Consider the following 18,044-nt stretch of genomic DNA (forward strand, 5'->3'; position numbering starts at 1 on the left):
CGATGAGTAAATTCTGGAGCCCGTTCGTCAAGGATCTGGTGCCGTACGTGCCGGGTGAACAGCCGAAGCTGACCAAACTGGTCAAGCTCAACACCAATGAAAACCCGTACGGCCCGTCGCCAAAAGCCTTGGCAGCGATGCAGACCGAACTGAATGACAACCTGCGTCTGTACCCGGACCCGAACAGCGACCTGCTGAAAACCGCCGTCGCCCAGTATTACGGTGTGCAGAGCAATCAGGTTTTCCTCGGCAACGGTTCGGACGAAGTGCTCGCGCACATCTTCCACGGTCTGCTGCAACACGATCAGCCACTGCTGTTCCCGGACATCAGCTACAGCTTCTATCCGGTTTACTGCGGTTTGTACGGCATCGAGTTTGATGCGGTGCCGCTGGACGCGCAGTTCCAGATCGATCCGGCCGACTACGCCAAGCCGAATGGCGGGATCATCTTCCCTAACCCGAACGCGCCAACCGGCTGCCTGCTGGCACTGGACGCGGTTGAGCAGATACTCAAGGCCAGCCCGGATTCGGTAGTGGTTGTGGATGAGGCGTACATCGACTTCGGCGGCGAGACGGCGATCAGTCTGGTGGACCGTTATCCGAACCTGCTGGTGACGCAGACCCTGTCCAAGTCGCGTTCGCTGGCGGGTTTGCGCGTTGGTTTCGCGGTCGGGCATCCGGATCTGATCGAGGCGCTGGAGCGGATCAAGAACAGCTTCAACTCCTATCCGTTGGATCGTCTGGCGATTGTCGGGGCGGCAGCGGCGTTCGAAGATCGTGAGTATTTCGACAAGACTTGCCGTCTGGTCATCGAGAGCCGTGAGTGGGTGATTGCACAGTTGCAGGCCAAGGGGTTTGAAGTGCTGCCGTCGGCGGCGAACTTCATTTTCGCTCGGCACCCGCAGCATGATGCGGCGGGGCTGGCGGCCAAGCTGCGTGAGCAGGGCGTGATTGTGCGGCACTTCAAGCAGGAGCGGATTGCGCAGTTCCTGCGGATTTCGATTGGCACGCCGGAGCAGAATCAGGCGTTGATCGACGGGCTTGGCGACCTATAAAAGCAAAAGCCCCTCACCCTAGCCCTCCCGAAACGTCGGACCGCCCAGAGGGAGAGGGGATTGATTGGGGGATATTGCAGAGTTTCGTCGACGTGCACGATTTGTATTGAATCCATAATCGACCTGGTCTTTCAGGTCGATGCATGAAGTCTCACACCTCACCCCAGCCCTCTCCCTCCGGGAGAGGGCTGGGGTGAGGGTCTGCTCTTATTCGTGATGCGCTTCGCCAAGGAAGGTCAGTGAGCTAAACAAGCCGCGACTGTTCACATCCGCGCTGTCCTTCACCGGCACTTCAATCTGCGCCGCAATCACATTCAACCCTTCATTCCTCACCAACACCTGCGCCCGACCATCCTTGTCAGTCTCGGTGCTCAACGTGTTCGGTGCACTGCGATAATCGCCAATCAACTTCACCCCCACCGCCGGTTTGCCATCGAGCAGCACCCGCACCGGTAATGATTTCCCTGGCCCCACGGTGAGCGGATCAACCTCCGGAAGAATCAGCAACTTGATCTGATCAAGCTTGGGCAACGTCGCTCCCGGCTGATAAATCGCCAGGCTGTATTTGAACGTCTGCGTCGCTTCGACAGCGCCCGGCACTTTGCTCCGGCCTTCGTTGACCCACTTTTTGTCAGCAGTCTGCGACCACATGCCGTTGTTCAGCGCCACGGCCAGGACGGCCGGAGCTTTCAGTGGTTTCAGTCGTGCGTGATCCGTCAGGCGCTCGACGCTCACCGGAATCATCTTGCCGCTCGCGTCGTAAGCCCACGCGCCGCTGATCTTCTGCGCCTTGAACGCGTTGTCCTCAGCGCCATGACCGTAGACCACTTCGATATTGCCGCGCCGTTGCTCAGTCCACAGGCCATGGGCCGAGACCTGACCGGCGAACAGCGCGGCGATAAGTACAAGGGATTTGCCGTATTGCATGGTGACGTCCTTTTACAGGTTGAGAGTCAGGCTGACGGTGAAATTGCGCGGCTCACCGGGGTTGACCCAGTAGTTGCTGTAGGAGCGCTCGTAATACTTCTCGTCGAAGAGGTTGTTCAGGTTCAGGCCGACAGTGACGTTATCGCTGGCCTTGTAATGCGCGAGCAGGTCGACGGTGTGATACGCCGGCAATTCGAAGTCGCTGCCGGATTCTCCCGAGCGATCGCCGACGTAGGTGAACGCTGCACCGATGTCCGAGCCACGCAAATGGCCATCCTGAAACTCATAAACCCCGAGCAGACTGCCGCTGCGTTTGGCCACGCCGAGAATGCGGCTGCCGGTGGGAATCACCGCGTCGCCCTGGGTCACTTCGGCGTCGATGTAGGCGAAGGCGCCGATGACTCGCACCGCATCGGTGACTTGCCCGGTGACCTGCCAATCGAAGCCGCGACTGCGTGCCTTGCCCATGGCGCGGCTGGTGTCGGTGGCCGGGTCGAGGGCGAGAACGTTTTCTTTGTCGATGTGGAAGAAGGCGAGGGTGCTGCTCAGGCGTTCGTCGAACAGCTCGTTCTTGATCCCGACTTCGTAGCCGACGCCTTCTTCCGGGTCGAAGGATTTGCCGGCGGCGTCGAGGCCATTGTTCGGTTTGAACGAGGTCGAGGCGTTGGCGAACAATCCGGTTTCCGGCGTCAATTGATAGAGCAGGCCGACCCGCTGGGTGAGCGCGTCGTGGCGTTGGTTGCTGGTGGCGTTGCGGCTGTGATCGTCGATGTGCTGATCGAAATGCTCGAAGCGTGCGCCGATCATTCCGCGCAGTTTGTCGGTGAAGACGATCTGGTCCTGCAGGTTCAGTGCATGACTTTCGATCTGTTCGAAGAAGTCAGTGCCCGACCGCGCGCCGTTGGGTTTCGGCTGGCCGTAGATCGGCTTGTAGATGTCGATGGCGTAGGGGCCGCCAGCAATAGTGGTGACGCGCTCGTTCTTGCGGAAGTTTTCGTATTCGGTGCCAATCAGCAATTCGTGTTGCCACGGGCCGAGATCGAACAGACCGCGCAGTTCCAGTTGGGTGATGCTGTCGTGCCAATTGGTGTCGCGCTCGCGATAGCGGCGGTTGATGGTGTGGCCGTTGGCGTTCAATGGACGACTTTCCGAAGCATCGCCCCAGAGTTTTCCTTCCTTGTAATGACTGGCCAGACGCAGCTTCCAGCTGTCGTTGAGGTGATGTTCCAGCGTGGCCTGAAGCAGATTGTTGTGATTATCGATGTTGCCGTCGTTGGGTTCGCCAAGGAAAGTCGAGCGCGAAACACCGCTCCATTTATTGTTTGGCGCGACGATGCCGCGATCAAAGGTCGAGCTGTGACGAACGATTTCGCTTTCCACCAGCAGCGACGTGTCCGGGTTCAATTGCCAGCTGATCGAGGGCGCGACGAATACGCGCTGGCTGTCGACGTGATCGCGAAAACTGTTGTTGTCCTCAACCGCGAGGTTGATTCGCGACAGCACATCACCCTCATCATCCAGCGGTGTGTTGACGTCCAGCGCGGTGCGATAGCGATCCCAACTGCCGGCGCTGGTTTGCAGAGTGGTGAAGGCTTCGGCCTGCGGTTTTTTGGTGACGATGTTCACCGTGCCGCCGGGATCGCCTCGACCATACAGACTGGCGGCCGGGCCTTTGAGCACTTCGATGCGCTCGATATTCGCCGCGTCCGGCGTGCTCGGATAACCACGATTGGCGCTGAAACCGTCCTTGTAGAACTCCGATGTGGTGAAGCCGCGCACGCTGTATTCGTACAGCGTCAGGCCGCCGAAGTTGTTTTGCTTGGATACGCCGCCGGCGAAATCCAGCGCGCGCTCGACACTGGTGCTGCCCAGATCCTTGAGCACACTGGCGGGCACTACGCTGATCGCCTGCGGGATATCACGGATCGCCGTGTCGGTTTTGGTCGCGCTGGACGAGCGCGTGGCGCGGTAGCCTTTGACCGGGCCGGTCGGCGATTCGTAGTCGGAGATGACGCTGATGGCGTCGAGTTCAAGCGGCTTGGGTTCTTCGGCGAAGGCTGGATCGACCAGCAGACCAAGGCTCAGGCCGAGCAGGGAAGCCTTTGTTCGAGACGACATGTTATGTTGTTCCAACTCTTAGAATTGAAACAATATAACATGCCTGTTGAGAATGTCTTTTATTAGCGCGCTTGGCGCGAACGAAGTTTTATTCTTCTTTTTCTTTCACCGGCGCCGGTGGCGGACGCAGGCCGATTTCCGCGGTGAGCTTCAGCTCTTTACCGTTGCGCATCACTTGGATCGTCACTTTGTCAGTCGGCTTGATCCGCGCGACCTGGTTCATCGACTTGCGACCATCTCCGGCCGGCTCGCCATCGATGCTCAAAATAATGTCACCCAGTTGCAGGCCGGCCTTCTGCGCCGGGCCATCGCGGAAGATCCCCGCGACGACAATCCCCGGACGCCCGGACAAGCCGAACGACTCGGCCAGTTCCTGGGTCAGCGGCTGCACCTCGATGCCGAGCCAGCCACGAATTACCTGACCGTGCTCGATGATCGACTTCATCACTTCCATTGCCAGTTTCACCGGAATCGCAAAGCCGATGCCCTGCGAGCCACCGGACTTGGAAAAGATCGCCGTGTTGATGCCGGTAAGGTTGCCGTTGGCATCGACCAGCGCTCCGCCGGAGTTACCCGGGTTAATCGCCGCGTCGGTCTGGATGAAGTCTTCGTAGTTGTTCAGGCCCAACTGGTTACGCCCGGTGGCGCTGATGATGCCCATGGTCACGGTCTGGCCAACGCCGAACGGGTTGCCGATGGCCAATGCAACGTCGCCGATGCGAATGTTGTCGGAGCGGCCGACAGTGATGGCCGGCAGGGTTTTCAGATCGATTTTCAACACCGCGAGATCGGTTTCCGGGTCGCTGCCGATGACGCGCGCGAGGGTTTCGCGGCCATCTTTCAGGGCGACCACAATCTGATCCGCGCCGCTGGTCACGTGGTTGTTGGTCAGAATGTAGCCTTCCGGGCTCATGATCACGCCTGAACCGAGGCTCGATTCCATGCGTTTCTGCTTTGGCGAGTTGTCACCGAAGAAGCGCCGAAACTGCGGATCCTCAAACAGCGGATGCGCCGGTTTGTTGATGACTTTGGTGGTGTAGAGGTTGACCACCGAAGGCGCGGCAATGGTCACCGCGTCGGCATAGGACACCGGGCCCTGTTGCACGCTGGTGGTTTGCGGGGCCTGTTGCAGGTTGACGTCGAGGCTCGGAAGCCCGACCCACTGCGGGTAACGCTGAATAATCAACAGAGCGATAAGCACACCGGCCAACAACGGCCAGCCGAAAAAACGCAGCGCCTTGAGCATTAAGCACGTCCTGGAAAAGTTGCAGGCGGGGTCAGACCGCCCATAATGTCGCGCATTATACGAGGCCGCGCGCGCCTCTGAACGGGATATTTAGGAGTCTTTCATGGCCGTTGCCCTCAGCACCCTCGTCGAAGAAGCCGACCGTTACCTCAGCAGCTCGAAAATTGCCGATTATTGCCCCAACGGCTTGCAGGTCGAAGGCCGGCCGCAAGTGATGCGCATCGTCAGCGGCGTCACCGCCAGTCAGGCGTTGCTGGATGCTGCCGTCGAAGCCGAGGCGGATCTGGTGCTGGTGCACCACGGTTACTTCTGGAAGGGCGAGAACCCGTGCATCACAGGCATGAAGCAGCGTCGACTGAAGACATTGCTCAAGCACGACATCAGTCTGCTCGCTTACCATTTGCCGCTGGATCTGCATCCGGATGTTGGCAATAACGTGCAGCTTGCTCGCCAACTGGACATCACCGTTGAAGGTCCGCTGGATCCGGACAATCTGAAAATTGTCGGTCTGGTCGGGTCTTTGAAGGATCCGATGACCGCGCGCGATTTCGCCCGCAAGGTGCAAGAAGTCATGGGCCGCGAACCGCTGTTGATCGAGGGCAGCCCGATGATTCGCCGAGTAGGCTGGTGCACCGGTGGCGGTCAGGGCTATATCGATCAGGCCGTCGCGGCAGGCGTCGACCTGTACCTGAGCGGTGAAGCGTCCGAGCAGACCTTCCACAGCGCCCGCGAAAACGACATCAGCTTCATCGCCGCCGGCCACCACGCCACCGAACGCTACGGCGTACAGGCCCTGGGCGACTATCTGGCGAAGCGCTTTGCTGTCGAACACATCTTCATCGACTGTCCTAACCCGATCTGAAAACCACCGCAAATCCCTGTGGGAGCGAGCTTGCTCGCGAAGAGGCCGTATCAGTCGCCTTCATTGTTGAATGGCACACCGCTTTCGCGAGCAAGCTCGCTCCCACATGGGCCCTCATCGGCCGAACTGGTGGGCATATTCATATGCCCTTTCGTTCTAGCTGGCGTCCTGATTAGAAGAAGGTCGCTGTGCTAGGATTCCTCGCTCGAACACGGCCCGCTGGCCGTTCATAAGAAAGTTTTCGTGAGTAGCCATGGTCGACAAACTGACGCATCTGAAACAGCTGGAGGCGGAAAGCATCCACATCATCCGCGAGGTGGCCGCCGAGTTCGATAACCCGGTGATGCTGTACTCCATCGGTAAAGACTCCGCCGTGATGCTGCACCTGGCACGCAAGGCGTTCTTCCCGGGCAAACTGCCGTTTCCGGTGATGCACGTCGACACCCGCTGGAAATTCCAGGAAATGTACAAGTTCCGCGACAAGATGGTCGAAGAACTGGGCCTGGACCTGATCACCCATATCAACCCCGATGGCGTGGCGCAGAACATCAACCCGTTCACCCACGGCAGCGCCAAGCACACCGACATCATGAAAACCGAAGGCCTGAAACAGGCGCTCGACAAACATGGTTTCGACGCAGCGTTCGGCGGCGCCCGTCGCGATGAAGAGAAATCCCGCGCCAAAGAGCGCGTGTACTCGTTCCGCGACAGCAAGCACCGCTGGGACCCGAAAAACCAGCGCCCGGAGCTGTGGAACGTCTACAACGGCAAGGTCAACAAGGGTGAATCCATTCGCGTATTCCCTCTGTCGAACTGGACCGAACTGGACATCTGGCAGTACATCTACCTCGAAGGCATCCCGATTGTGCCGCTGTACTTCGCCGCTGAACGCGAAGTGATCGAGAAGAACGGCACGCTGATCATGATCGACGACGAGCGCATCCTCGAGCACCTGTCCGATGAGGACAAGGCTCGCATCGTCAAAAAGAAAGTGCGTTTCCGTACCCTTGGCTGCTACCCGTTGACGGGCGCGGTGGAGTCCGAGGCAGAAAGCCTCACGGACATCATTCAGGAAATGCTCCTGACGCGAACTTCCGAGCGCCAGGGCCGTGTCATCGACCACGATGGCGCCGGCTCGATGGAAGACAAAAAACGTCAAGGCTATTTCTAAGGGGCTGTCATGTCGCACGCATCTGATTTGATCAGCGAGGACATCCTCGCCTACCTGGGCCAGCACGAACGTAAAGAACTGCTGCGCTTTTTGACCTGCGGTAACGTCGATGACGGCAAGAGCACCCTGATCGGGCGCCTGCTGCACGACTCGAAGATGATCTACGAAGATCACCTCGAAGCGATCACCCGCGACTCGAAGAAAGTCGGCACCACCGGTGACGACATCGATCTGGCATTGCTGGTCGACGGTCTGCAGGCCGAGCGTGAGCAGGGCATCACCATCGATGTCGCCTACCGCTATTTCTCCACCGCCAAACGCAAATTCATCATCGCCGACACCCCCGGCCATGAGCAGTACACCCGCAACATGGCCACCGGTGCGTCCACCTGTGACCTGGCGATCATTCTGGTCGACGCGCGTTACGGCGTGCAGACCCAGACCCGTCGCCACAGCTTCATTGCGTCCTTGCTGGGGATCAAACACATCGTCGTCGCCATCAACAAGATGGACCTGAAAGACTTCGATGAAGGCGTGTTCGAGTCGATCAAGGCTGACTACCTGAAGTTCGCCGAAGGCTTGAAGATGAAGCCGACCAGCATGCACTTCGTGCCGATGTCTGCCCTCAAGGGCGACAACGTGGTGAACAAGTCCGAGCGCTCGCCGTGGTACACCGGCCAGTCGCTGATGGAAATCCTCGAGACCGTGGAAGTCGCGGGCGATCGCAACTTCACCGATCTGCGTTTCCCGGTGCAGTACGTCAACCGTCCGAACCTGAACTTCCGTGGTTTCGCCGGCACCCTGGCCAGCGGCATCGTGCACAAGGGTGACGAAGTCGTGGTGCTGCCGTCGGGCAAAAGCAGCCGGGTGAAATCCATCGTCACCTTCGAAGGTGAGCTGGAGCACGCCGGTCCAGGTCAAGCGGTGACGCTGACCATGGAAGACGAAATCGACATCTCCCGTGGCGACCTGTTGGTGCATGCCGACAACGTGCCGCCGGTCACCGACAGCTTCGAAGCGATGCTGGTGTGGATGGCTGAAGAGCCGATGCTGCCGGGCAAGAAATACGACATCAAACGCGCCACCAGTTACGTGCCGGGTTCGATTGCCAGCATCGTCAACAAGGTCGACGTGAACACGTTGGAAGAAGGCCCGGCGAGCGCGTTGCAGCTCAACGAAATCGGCAAGGTGAAGATCGCGCTGGACGCGCCGATCGCCCTCGACGGTTACGAAAGCAACCGCACCACCGGCGCGTTCATCGTCATTGATCGCTTGACCAACGGCACCGTCGGCGCCGGCATGATCGTCGCGCAACCGGTGACGCATGGCACTGCCACGCATCACGGCAAACTGGCGCACGTGGCCACTGAAGAACGTGCCCAGCGCTTCGGCCAGCAACCGGCGACCGTGCTGTTCAGCGGCCTGTCGGGCGCGGGCAAGAGCACGCTGGCTTACGCCGTCGAGCGCAAGTTGTTCGACATGGGTCGTGCGGTGTTTGTACTGGATGGTCAGAACCTGCGCCATGACTTGAACAAAGGTCTGCCACAGGATCGCGCCGGCCGTACCGAAAACTGGCGTCGTGCCGCGCACGTCGCGCGTCAGTTCAACGAAGCCGGTTTGCTGACGTTGGCCGCGTTCGTCGCGCCAAGCGCTGAAGGTCGCGAGCAGGCCAAGGACCTGATCGGCAAGGATCGTCTATTGACGGTCTACGTACAGGCCTCGCCGGCTGTCTGCGCCGAGCGTGATCCGCAAGGTCTGTATGCCGCCGCTGGCGACAACATCCCGGGCGAATCCTTCCCGTACGACGTGCCGCTGAATGCCGATCTGGTGATCGACACGCAAACGCTGAGTCTGGAAGACAGCGTCAAGCAAGTGCTGGATCTGCTGCGCAAGCGTGGCGCGATCTAAGCGTTAGCTACAAACAAAAAGCCCGCCGATGAGCAATCATCGGCGGGCTTTTTTATTCGGGCATACGGCGATCAAAACTGTGGGAGCGAGCCTGCTCGCGAAAGCGTTATCTCATTCAACATCTTTGCAAGCTGATCAACCGCTATCGCGAGCAGGCTCACTCCTACAAGGGATCAGTGTTTGGCTGGGTATTCGCGGTGCATCTGTTCGAGCAGCGCATCCTTGTCCAGCCACAGTTGATTGATCCAGCCCTGGAACTGCAGGCGATACTCGCCGTCCTGGTCGTAGTTCTTGCCAATGAACTGCTGGGGAATCTTCAGCTCTTCAAAGTGCACCACCACATCGCGCACATTGCCGCAGAGCAAATCCCAGAACCCCGGACGCCCGGCCGGGTAGTGGATGGTCACGTTGACGATCGACTCCAGTTGCTCGCCCATTGCATCCAGCACAAAGGCGATCCCGCCAGCCTTGGGCTTGAGCAGATATTTGAACGGCGACTGCTGCTGCGCATGCTTGCCTTCGGTGAAGCGTGTGCCTTCGACGAAGTTGAAAATCCCCACCGGGTTATCGCGAAATTTCGCACACGTCTTGCGGGTGGTTTCGAGGTCTTTGCCTTTCTTCTCCGGATGCTTGGCGAGGTAGGCCTTGGAGTAGCGCTTCATGAACGGAAAGCCCAGCGCCCACCAGGCCAGACCAATCACCGGGACCCAGATCAATTCCTGCTTGAGGAAAAACTTCAGCGGCTGAATACGGCGGTTGAGCACGTATTGCAGCACCAGAATGTCGACCCAACTCTGGTGATTGCTGGTGATCAGATATGAGTGCTGATAGTCGAGACCTTGCAGACCGCTGATGTGCCAGCGGGTGCGCCGCACCAGATTCATCCAGCCCTTGTTGTTGCTGATCCACGCTTCGTGGGTGTGGCTCATCAACCACAGCGAGGCACGCCGGGCAAAGTCGAACGGCAGCACTTTGATCAGCGCCACGCAGAACAGAAACGAGCACAGCAGAATGGTGTTGAGTGCCAACAGCAGCGAGGCGATCACGCCGCGCACGGGTGCAGGTAGAAAATCCAGCATTTACACATCCATAGGTCGGTTGGCGGCTTGAATCGCGGTGAGGGCGATGGTGTAGACGATGTCATCGACTTGTGCGCCGCGTGGCAAGTCATTCACCGGTTTGCGCAAGCCTTGCAGCATCGGCCCGAGGCTGACGCAATCGGCGCTGCGTTGTACGGCTTTGTGCGTGGTGTTGCCGGTGTTTAGATCGGGGAAGACGAACACCGTGGCGCGACCGGCCACCTGACTGTTTGGTGCCAGTTGCCGGGCGACTTCTGCGTTGGCGGCGGCGTCGTATTGCAGCGGGCCGTCGATCAGCAGCGAGTGCTGTTGTTCGTGGGCGAGGAGGGTGGCCTCGCGGACTTTCTCGACCTCTTCGCCAGTGGCCGATTCGCCGCTGGAGTAACTGATCATCGCCACGCGCGGAATGATGCCGAATGCAGCCGCCGAGTCGGCGCTTTGCAGGGCGATCTCGGCCAGTTCGCTGGCGCTCGGGTGTGGGTTCATCACGCAGTCGCCGTAAACCAGCACTTCCTCTGGGAAGAGCATGAAGAACACCGACGACACCAGCGTGCAGCCCGGCGCAGTCTTGATCAACTGAAGGGCCGGGCGAATGGTGTTGGCAGTGGTGTTGATCACGCCCGAGACCAGGCCGTCGACCTCGTCCAGCGCCAGCATCATGGTGCCGATCACTACGGTGTCTTCCAGTTGCTGTTCGGCCATCGGCGCGTTGAGGCTTTTAGTCTTGCGCAAGGCAACCATCGGCTCGATGTAGCGCTCGCGAATCAGGTCTGGATCAAGAATCTCCAGCCCTGGCGGCAAGGCGATGCCTTGGGCGCGGGCCACTGCTTCGACATCTTCCGGTTTGGCGAGTAACACGCAACGGGCGATCCCGCGTTCCTGGCAGATCGCCGCCGCTTGCACGGTGAACGGCTCGCTGCCTTCAGGCAGGACGATGCGTTTGTTCGCCGCTTGCGCACGCTGGATCAACTGATAGCGGAACACCGCCGGCGACAGGCGCATTTCCCGTGGCGTGCCACAGCGCTGGTGCAGCCATTTGGCGTCGAGATGGCTGGCGACGAAATCGGTGATGATCTCCGCACGCTCGCGGTCGTCAATCGGGATTTCCTTGTTCAGGCCGTTGAGCAGGTTGGCGGTGTCGTAGGAGCCAGTACTCACCGATAGCACCGGCAAACCGGCCTGCAACGCGCCACGGCAGAGGTCCATGATGCGCGGATCGGGCAGGGTGTCGCTGGTCAGCAACAGGCCCGCCAGCGGCACACCGTTGATCGCGGCGAGGCTGACGGCGAGGATGATGTCGTCGCGATCGCCCGGCGTCACCACCAGCACGCCGGGCTTGAGCAGCTCGACGGTGTTGCGCATGGTTCGCGCGCAGATGATGATTTTGGTCATTCGGCGGGTTTCGTAATCACCGGCATTAAGCACTTGTGCACCCATCAGGTCGGCAACGTCACGGGTACGTGGTGCGTTGAGTTCCGGCTGATAGGGAATGCAGCCGAGCAGGCGGAAATCACCGCTGCGCAGCAACGGCGAATGCTCCTTCAGGCGCGCAGCGAAGGCGTCCATGCTCTCTTCGGTCTTGACCTTGTTGAGGATCACCCCGAGGACTTTCGGGTCTTTCGGGCCGCCGAACAATTGCGCCTGCAATTCGACACGGCCGGAGAGTTCGGCGAGTACTTCGTTTTCTGGCGCCGAGACCAGAATCACCTCGGCATCCAGGCTTTTGGCCAGGTGCAAGTTGACCCGCGCGGCATAACTGGCGCTGCGGGTCGGCACCATGCCTTCGACGACCAGCACGTCTTTGCCGATGGCGGCTTGCTGATACAGCGTGATGATTTCTTCGAGCAGCTCATCGAGCTGACCGTCGCCGAGCATCCGCTCGACGTGCGCCAGGCCCAACGGTTGTGGCGGTTTCAACCCGTGGGTGCGCGCCACCAGTTCGGTGGAACGCTCGGGGCCGGTGTCACCCGGATGCGGCTGGGCAATCGGTTTGAAGAAACCGACTTTCAGCCCGGCTCGCTCAAGCGTGCGCACCAGCCCGAGGCTGATGGAGGTCAGACCCACACCAAAATCGGTGGGCGCGATAAAAAAAGTTTGCATGCGAATTCTCTAAAGTTGCATGGCAATGGCGATCGCCTATAGCTGACGACCTACCGAAATTCAGTCGCCAAGGTTATCGCTAACCGAGCCTTGTGCGCACCAACCGCAGGCAAAGGGTTGGCCTATTTTTTCAATACGTTGCGCCGGGTCCAGCACCCAGGCGCGCGATTGCCAGGGCGGCTGATGGCGCAGGTGCTGGGTGTGGCCACAGGAAAGCTCGACGACCCAGTGACCGTCCTCGTCCTGATGAAAGCCTGCGATCGTCGAAACCCGTTTGTCCGGGTTGTGTTCGCTTTCGCGCGATTGCTTCGCTAAACTTGGCCTTTCTATATTCTTATGCAAAAGGTCTCGCCCCATGCTGATCGCCGCCAATAAGGCTGTCTCCATCGACTATACCCTGACCAACGACGCTGGTGAGGTCATCGACAGCTCCGCCGGCGGCGCTCCGCTGGTCTACCTGCAAGGCGCAGGCAACATCATCCCGGGCCTGGAAAAAGCTCTGGATGGCAAAGCTGTTGGTGACGAGCTGGAAGTTTCCGTTGAGCCGGAAGACGCTTACGGCGAATACGCCGCCGAGCTGGTCAGCACCCTGAGCCGCAGCATGTTCGAAGGCGTTGACGAGCTGGAAGTCGGCATGCAGTTCCACGCTTCGGCGCCGGACGGCCAGATGCAAATCGTCACCATCCGTGACCTCGACGGCGATGACGTGACCGTTGATGGCAACCACCCACTGGCCGGTCAGCGCCTGAACTTCAAAGTGAAGATCGTTGACATCCGTGATGCCAGCCAGGAAGAAATCGCTCATGGCCACGTCCATGGCGAAGGTGGCCATCACCACTGATTTTCTGCGCTAAGCTTCGAGTACTGGAGAGGCGCCTGCGGGCGCCTTTTTAGTCCGCGGCTGTCCTTGGTGACCTCGCCAAGTGGCTGTTTCGAGTAGAACACGGGAATCTTGGAGTTCGTCATGAGTGCTTTTCACGACCTTAAGTTGACAGCCCTGGATGGTCAGGAGCTACCGCTGGCGCCGTTCAAGGGCCAAGTCGTGCTGGTGGTCAACGTCGCCTCCAAATGCGGCTTGACCCCACAGTACGCGGCGCTGGAAAACCTCTATCAGCAATACAAAGGCAAAGGTTTCAGCGTGCTGGGCCTGCCGTGCAACCAGTTTGCCGGCCAGGAACCAGGCAGCGAAAAGGAAATTCAGGATTTCTGCAGCCTCAACTATGGCGTGACATTCCCGTTGTCGAGCAAGCTCGAAGTCAACGGTCATGATCGTCACCAGCTCTACCGTCTGCTGGCGGGCGAGGGGGCGGAGTTTCCTGGGGACATCACCTGGAATTTCGAGAAGTTTCTGCTCGGCAAGGACGGCCGGGTGCTGGCCCGGTTCTCGCCGCGCACGGCGCCGGATGATCCGACCATTGTGCATGCGATTGAAAAAGCGCTGAGCTGAAACAGCAAGATCAAAAGATCGCAGCCTTCGGCAGCTCTTAAAGGGCCTGCCGGTGCTGCGATCTTTTCGTTTCTGATCCTTGATCATTCAAATCAATAGTGCTGTTCAAAGCCTTTGACTGTCCATATTATCGCCGTCATAAAGTCATTCCCTGTGGAGCCTTCCAATGCCGGTTCAAGCCCTGTTCAAACCGTTCCAACTCGGTGCCCTCGAACTGCCGACCCGCGTGGTCATGGCGCCGATGACTCGCTCCTTTTCCCCGGGCGGCGTGCCTAATTCGAAAGTCATTGAGTACTACCGTCGTCGCGCGGCCGCCGGCGTTGGCCTGATCATCACCGAAGGCACTACCGTCGGCCACATTGCCTCCAATGGCTATCCGAACGTGCCGCAGTTCTTTGGCGACGCGCCATTGGCCGGCTGGAAGAAGGTCGTCGATGCGGTTCACGCCGAAGGGGGCAAGATCGTTCCGCAACTGTGGCATGTGGGCAGCGTGCGTCGCATCGGCACCGAGCCGGACGCCAGCGTGCCGGGTTACGGTCCGTCGGAAAAAATCAAGGACGGTCAGGTCGTGGTGCACGGCATGACTAAACAAGACATTCAGGATGTGATCGCAGCCTTCGCCCAAGCGGCCAAAGATGCACAGAGCATCGGCATGGACGGCGTGGAAATCCACGGCGCCCACGGTTACCTGATCGACCAGTTTTTCTGGGAGGGCAGCAACCAGCGCACCGACGAATACGGTGGCAGCCTGGCCAACCGTTCACGTTTCGCCATTGAATTGATTCAAGCCGTGCGTGCGGCGGTCGGTGAAGGCTTCCCGATCATCTTCCGTTTCTCGCAATGGAAACAGCAGGACTACACGGCGCGTCTGGTGCAAACCCCGCAAGCGCTGGGTGAATTCCTCAAGCCGCTGTCTGACGCTGGCGTGGATATTTTCCACTGCTCGACGCGCCGCTTCTGGGAGCCGGAATTTGACGGTTCCGAGCTGAACCTGGCCGGCTGGACCCGCAAACTCACCGGCAAGCCGACCATCACCGTTGGCAGTGTTGGCCTTGATGGCGAGTTCCTGCAATTCATGGTCAACACCGACAAGGTCGCGCAACCGGCCAGTCTGGAGAATCTGCTGGAGCGTCTGAATAAAGAGGAGTTCGATCTGGTGGCGGTGGGGCGTGCGTTGCTGGTCGATCCGGATTGGGCGCAGAAAGTCCGCGAAGGGCGTGAGCAGGATATTTTGCCGTTCAGCCGTGAGGCGTTGATGACGCTGGTTTAAGCGGCGTTCTCACTGACCCCTTCGCGAGCAAGCTCGCTCCCACAGGTTTCTCTGCTGTTCACAAAATTTGTGTTCACTGGAGATCCCCTGTGGGAGCGAGCTTGCTCGCGAAGGCGGTTCTAACGTCAGCAGAGAATCAGGGCAATGTCTGCGCATTCGGCACCACTTGCTCCCCCACACAAGCCCCGCGCAAATGCTTTTCAAACTGCTCGATAACCGCCGGCCAGCCCTGGCGACTCGCATGCTGGCGCGCATTCAGGCGCACGCAGCGCAACCTCTCATCCTCTTCCAGCAACCATGCCGCCGCCTCGCAAAAGGCTTGCTCATCACCAGGCATCGCCAGCACGCCGTTGTAGCCATGGCGAATATGCTGCGCCGCCGCAGCCTGATCGTAAGCCACCACACCCAGTCCCGAGGCCAGTGCCTCCAGCACCACATTGCCGAAGGTTTCGGTCAGACTCGGAAATAGAAACAAATCACCAGACGCATAGTGCGCCGACAACGCTTCACCGCGCTGCGCACCGCAGAAAACCGCCCCGGGCAAATCCTTTTCCAGCGCCAGCCGTTGCGGTCCGTCACCGACCACGATCAGTTTCAGATTGCGCTGTGGATAAGTGTCACGCAGGTTTTCGAAGCAGCGTTTGAGCAGGCCAAGGTTCTTCTCCGGCGCGAGTCGTCCTACGTGAATCACCGCAATGTCCTGCTCGGACAGGCCCCATTGCTCACGCAAGGCATTCAGCCGTTTGCTCGGATGAAACAACTGGCTGTCCACACCACGCGACAACAGCGCCAAGCGCTCGAAATGCCGCCGTTCCAGTTCCAGGCGCTGGCTGACGCTCGGCACCAACGTCATGGCCGAGCGATTGTGAAACCAGCGCAGATAATGCGTGAGCATCCGCGTCAGCAGACCGAGCCCGTATTGGCTGGTGTATTGCTGAAAATTGGTGTGAAAACCGCTGACCACCGATATCCCCAAACGGCGCGCCGCACGCAGGGCCGATAACCCGAGCGGTCCCTCCGTGGCGATATACAGCACATCGGGACGCTGGCGCTTCCAGCGCCGCAGCAGTTTGTGCATCGACGACTGACCCCATTGCAGCCCCGGATATCCCGGCAACGGCCAACCCCGACACAGTAGCAGCGCGTCATCTTCACTGCGCTGCGGATCACCGGCCTGACGCGGGCGCACCAGTTCAACCTGATGCCCACGCGCGCGCAGTCCATCGCACAAGCGGCCAAGGGTATTGGCCACCCCGTTGATTTCCGGTGGGAAGGTTTCGCTGATCAGAGTGATATGTAGAGCTGTCGTCATGACCCCAGTGTCGACTGAGGCCATGTCGTCATTGTGTCGAGTTGATGATGGATTGATGACAGCCACTGGCCCTGCTGGGCTCAATATTTTCGCCGGTCGGTCGTTAGCCTTGATTGAACGTTTGAACCAAGGAAATGGCTATGGCGGAAAATGTCTACGCTTCCCCTGAGGCGAATCTGTTGAACGAAGATGTGCAGGCTGCGGGATTTTACGTGGTTGCCAGATGGAAATTCATTCTGCTGTCGGTGCTCAGTTTTGGCCTGTATTTCTATTATTGGTCGTACAAAAACTGGAGCCTGTACAAGCAGCGGACGCAGGAAGAGCTGTGGCCAGTGGCGCGCGGTATCTTCTATATATTTTTCGTGCACAGGCTGTATCGTCATGCAGACAAGACGATTCACGACAGCGGTCGAAAATCCAGCTGGGATCTTGAGCAGTGGGCAACGGTGTTTGTTGTATTGACGTTGCTTGCAGTGGTGCTCGATAAACTATCGAGCCGTTTCGAAGGCTTGTTGTACCTGAGTTTGTTTGCTATGGCACTGCTGCCACTCAGAGCTTATGTCGCCAGTGAAGGCCAGCAACTGATCAACCTGGCCGCCAACGATCCGCAAGGTTTGGGCAACAACCGCCTGAATGCCTGGAATTTTTTGATCATCGTTCCAGGCATCGCCCTGTGGGCATTGGTGCTGATCGGGACGTGGAGCTTTTTCCACTGAGGCAGCGGCAAAACCACAGCGTCTGGCTCAGGCCTTTTCCTGAGCCAGCACCTCGGCACCGCGCTCACGCACCCAGAACAACGTCGCCCCGGCCACCGCCGCCGGCATCATCAGGATGTTGACCACCGGAATCAGCAGCACCAGATAGACGATCCCGCCAAAGCTCATGCTCTGCCAGCGCTTTTGCCGCAACCAGGCAAGCATTTCGTTCCAGCCCAGTTTGTGGTTATCCGCCGGGTAGTCGATGTACTGGATCGCCATCATCCACACGCCGAACAACAGCCACAGCGGTGCAGCAACGATATTCACCACCGGGATGAACGAGAGAATGAACAGTCCGATCGCCCGTGGCAGGAAGTAGCCGAGTTTGCGCATTTCCCGGGCCAAGGTGCGCGGGACCATCGCGATCAGTTCGCCCCAGCTGAACGCCGGGAAGTCATCAGTGCCGCGTACCACCACTTCGACTTTTTCCGCGAGGAAGCCGTTGAACGGTGCGGCGATTACGTTGGCCAGCATAGTGAAAGTAAAGAACACCATCAGCGCCACTAGCACTACAAACAGTGGCCAGAGGATGTAACTGAGGAAGCTCAGCCATTCGGGCAGCGATGGCATCAGCGTATCGACCCATAGACTGAACTGGTGGCCGGCCAGATAAATCAATCCGACGAACAGCACGAGGTTGATCGCCAGCGGCAACAACACGAACAGGCGCAGGCCGGGGCTGAGAACCAGTTTGAGGCCTTCGCGCAGGTATTGCGGGCCGGACAGAACAGGGGCGGGCATAAGGTGCTCCGAGCAAGGGAAAACGCGCCGACCTTACCGACTTTGCAACG

General features: G+C 59.2%; 16 protein-coding genes. 8 read left to right on the forward strand and 8 right to left on the reverse strand.

Going from position 1 to position 18,044, the window contains the following annotated elements:
- Window positions 1-2: 2 nt before the first annotated feature.
- Window positions 3-1,055 (forward strand): histidinol-phosphate transaminase, encoded by a 1,053-nt coding sequence (gene hisC, locus CLU80_RS18140; protein ID WP_095049757.1) that lies wholly within the window; start codon window positions 3-5, stop codon window positions 1,053-1,055.
- A gap of 207 nt (window positions 1,056-1,262) precedes the next feature.
- On the opposite strand, the gene CLU80_RS18145 is transcribed toward hisC, so the two are convergent.
- The 3 genes from CLU80_RS18145 to algW form a co-directional block, all read right to left on the reverse strand.
- Window positions 1,263-1,982, reverse strand: coding sequence for a DUF4198 domain-containing protein (locus CLU80_RS18145; protein WP_099758008.1), 720 nt, complete (start codon window positions 1,980-1,982; stop codon window positions 1,263-1,265).
- 12 nt (window positions 1,983-1,994) lie between these two features.
- Entirely contained in the window at window positions 1,995-4,100 is a 2,106-nt protein-coding gene (locus CLU80_RS18150; protein WP_099758009.1) for a TonB-dependent siderophore receptor, read from the reverse strand.
- 88 nt (window positions 4,101-4,188) lie between these two features.
- Window positions 4,189-5,346, reverse strand: coding sequence for a Do family serine endopeptidase AlgW (gene algW / locus CLU80_RS18155; RefSeq protein WP_099758010.1), 1,158 nt, complete (start codon window positions 5,344-5,346; stop codon window positions 4,189-4,191).
- Between the two features lie 103 nt (window positions 5,347-5,449).
- On the opposite strand from algW, the gene CLU80_RS18160 reads away from it, so the two are divergent.
- The 3 genes from CLU80_RS18160 (at window position 5,450) to cysN (ending at window position 9,287) form a co-directional block, all read left to right on the forward strand.
- Window positions 5,450-6,208 carry a Nif3-like dinuclear metal center hexameric protein gene (locus CLU80_RS18160; protein ID WP_099758011.1) on the forward strand — a complete coding sequence of 253 codons (759 nt, stop codon included), beginning with the start codon at window positions 5,450-5,452 and terminating at the stop codon, window positions 6,206-6,208.
- Window positions 6,209-6,461: 253 nt separating this feature from the next.
- Window positions 6,462-7,379, forward strand: coding sequence for a sulfate adenylyltransferase subunit CysD (gene cysD / locus CLU80_RS18170; protein ID WP_007912374.1), 918 nt, complete (start codon window positions 6,462-6,464; stop codon window positions 7,377-7,379).
- 9 nt (window positions 7,380-7,388) lie between these two features.
- Window positions 7,389-9,287: a sulfate adenylyltransferase subunit CysN gene (cysN, locus tag CLU80_RS18175; protein WP_099758012.1), complete on the forward strand. Its 1,899-nt coding sequence runs from the start codon at window positions 7,389-7,391 to the stop codon at window positions 9,285-9,287.
- A 173-nt stretch (window positions 9,288-9,460) separates the two neighbouring features.
- Here cysN and yihG read toward each other — a convergent pair whose 3' ends face one another.
- Genes yihG through CLU80_RS18195 form a run of 3 tightly spaced genes read right to left on the reverse strand, consistent with a single transcriptional unit; the run spans window position 9,461 to window position 12,853 of the window.
- Window positions 9,461-10,366, reverse strand: a complete 906-nt coding sequence (gene yihG / locus CLU80_RS18185; RefSeq protein ID WP_099758014.1) for a 1-acylglycerol-3-phosphate O-acyltransferase, YihG family — start codon at window positions 10,364-10,366, stop codon at window positions 9,461-9,463.
- The gene (gene pta, locus CLU80_RS18190) at window positions 10,367-12,466 is read right to left on the reverse strand and encodes a phosphate acetyltransferase (protein WP_099758015.1); all 2,100 of its coding nucleotides are present in this window, start codon (window positions 12,464-12,466) and stop codon (window positions 10,367-10,369) included. It lies immediately after the preceding gene.
- 60 nt (window positions 12,467-12,526) lie between these two features.
- Window positions 12,527-12,853 (reverse strand): DUF3565 domain-containing protein, encoded by a 327-nt coding sequence (locus CLU80_RS18195; RefSeq protein ID WP_093436299.1) that lies wholly within the window; start codon window positions 12,851-12,853, stop codon window positions 12,527-12,529.
- On the opposite strand from CLU80_RS18195, the gene CLU80_RS18200 reads away from it, so the two are divergent.
- From CLU80_RS18200 to CLU80_RS18210, 3 genes are all read left to right on the forward strand, one after another.
- Window positions 12,822-13,307: an FKBP-type peptidyl-prolyl cis-trans isomerase gene (locus tag CLU80_RS18200; RefSeq protein WP_008085027.1), complete on the forward strand. Its 486-nt coding sequence runs from the start codon at window positions 12,822-12,824 to the stop codon at window positions 13,305-13,307. The two genes, CLU80_RS18195 and CLU80_RS18200, sit on opposite strands and share 32 nt — an antisense overlap.
- Window positions 13,308-13,430: 123 nt before the next feature.
- Entirely contained in the window at window positions 13,431-13,913 is a 483-nt protein-coding gene (locus CLU80_RS18205; protein WP_093436016.1) for a glutathione peroxidase, read from the forward strand.
- Between the two features lie 166 nt (window positions 13,914-14,079).
- Window positions 14,080-15,183 carry an NADH:flavin oxidoreductase gene (locus CLU80_RS18210; RefSeq protein ID WP_093436019.1) on the forward strand — a complete coding sequence of 368 codons (1,104 nt, stop codon included), beginning with the start codon at window positions 14,080-14,082 and terminating at the stop codon, window positions 15,181-15,183.
- A gap of 136 nt (window positions 15,184-15,319) precedes the next feature.
- Here CLU80_RS18210 and CLU80_RS18215 read toward each other — a convergent pair whose 3' ends face one another.
- Window positions 15,320-16,519 (reverse strand): glycosyltransferase family 4 protein, encoded by a 1,200-nt coding sequence (locus CLU80_RS18215; RefSeq protein ID WP_095049767.1) that lies wholly within the window; start codon window positions 16,517-16,519, stop codon window positions 15,320-15,322.
- 116 nt (window positions 16,520-16,635) lie between these two features.
- Between CLU80_RS18215 and CLU80_RS18220 the strand changes: the two genes are divergently transcribed.
- The gene (locus CLU80_RS18220) at window positions 16,636-17,211 is read left to right on the forward strand and encodes a hypothetical protein (RefSeq protein WP_099758016.1); all 576 of its coding nucleotides are present in this window, start codon (window positions 16,636-16,638) and stop codon (window positions 17,209-17,211) included.
- Between the two features lie 27 nt (window positions 17,212-17,238).
- Here CLU80_RS18220 and cysZ read toward each other — a convergent pair whose 3' ends face one another.
- Window positions 17,239-17,994, reverse strand: coding sequence for a sulfate transporter CysZ (gene cysZ, locus CLU80_RS18225; RefSeq protein WP_064119384.1), 756 nt, complete (start codon window positions 17,992-17,994; stop codon window positions 17,239-17,241).
- Between the last annotated feature and the right edge of the window lie 50 nt (window positions 17,995-18,044).

This window comes from Pseudomonas sp. 29 (assembly GCF_002754355.1).
In the GTDB taxonomy this organism is placed as follows: domain Bacteria; phylum Pseudomonadota; class Gammaproteobacteria; order Pseudomonadales; family Pseudomonadaceae; genus Aquipseudomonas; species Aquipseudomonas neuropathica.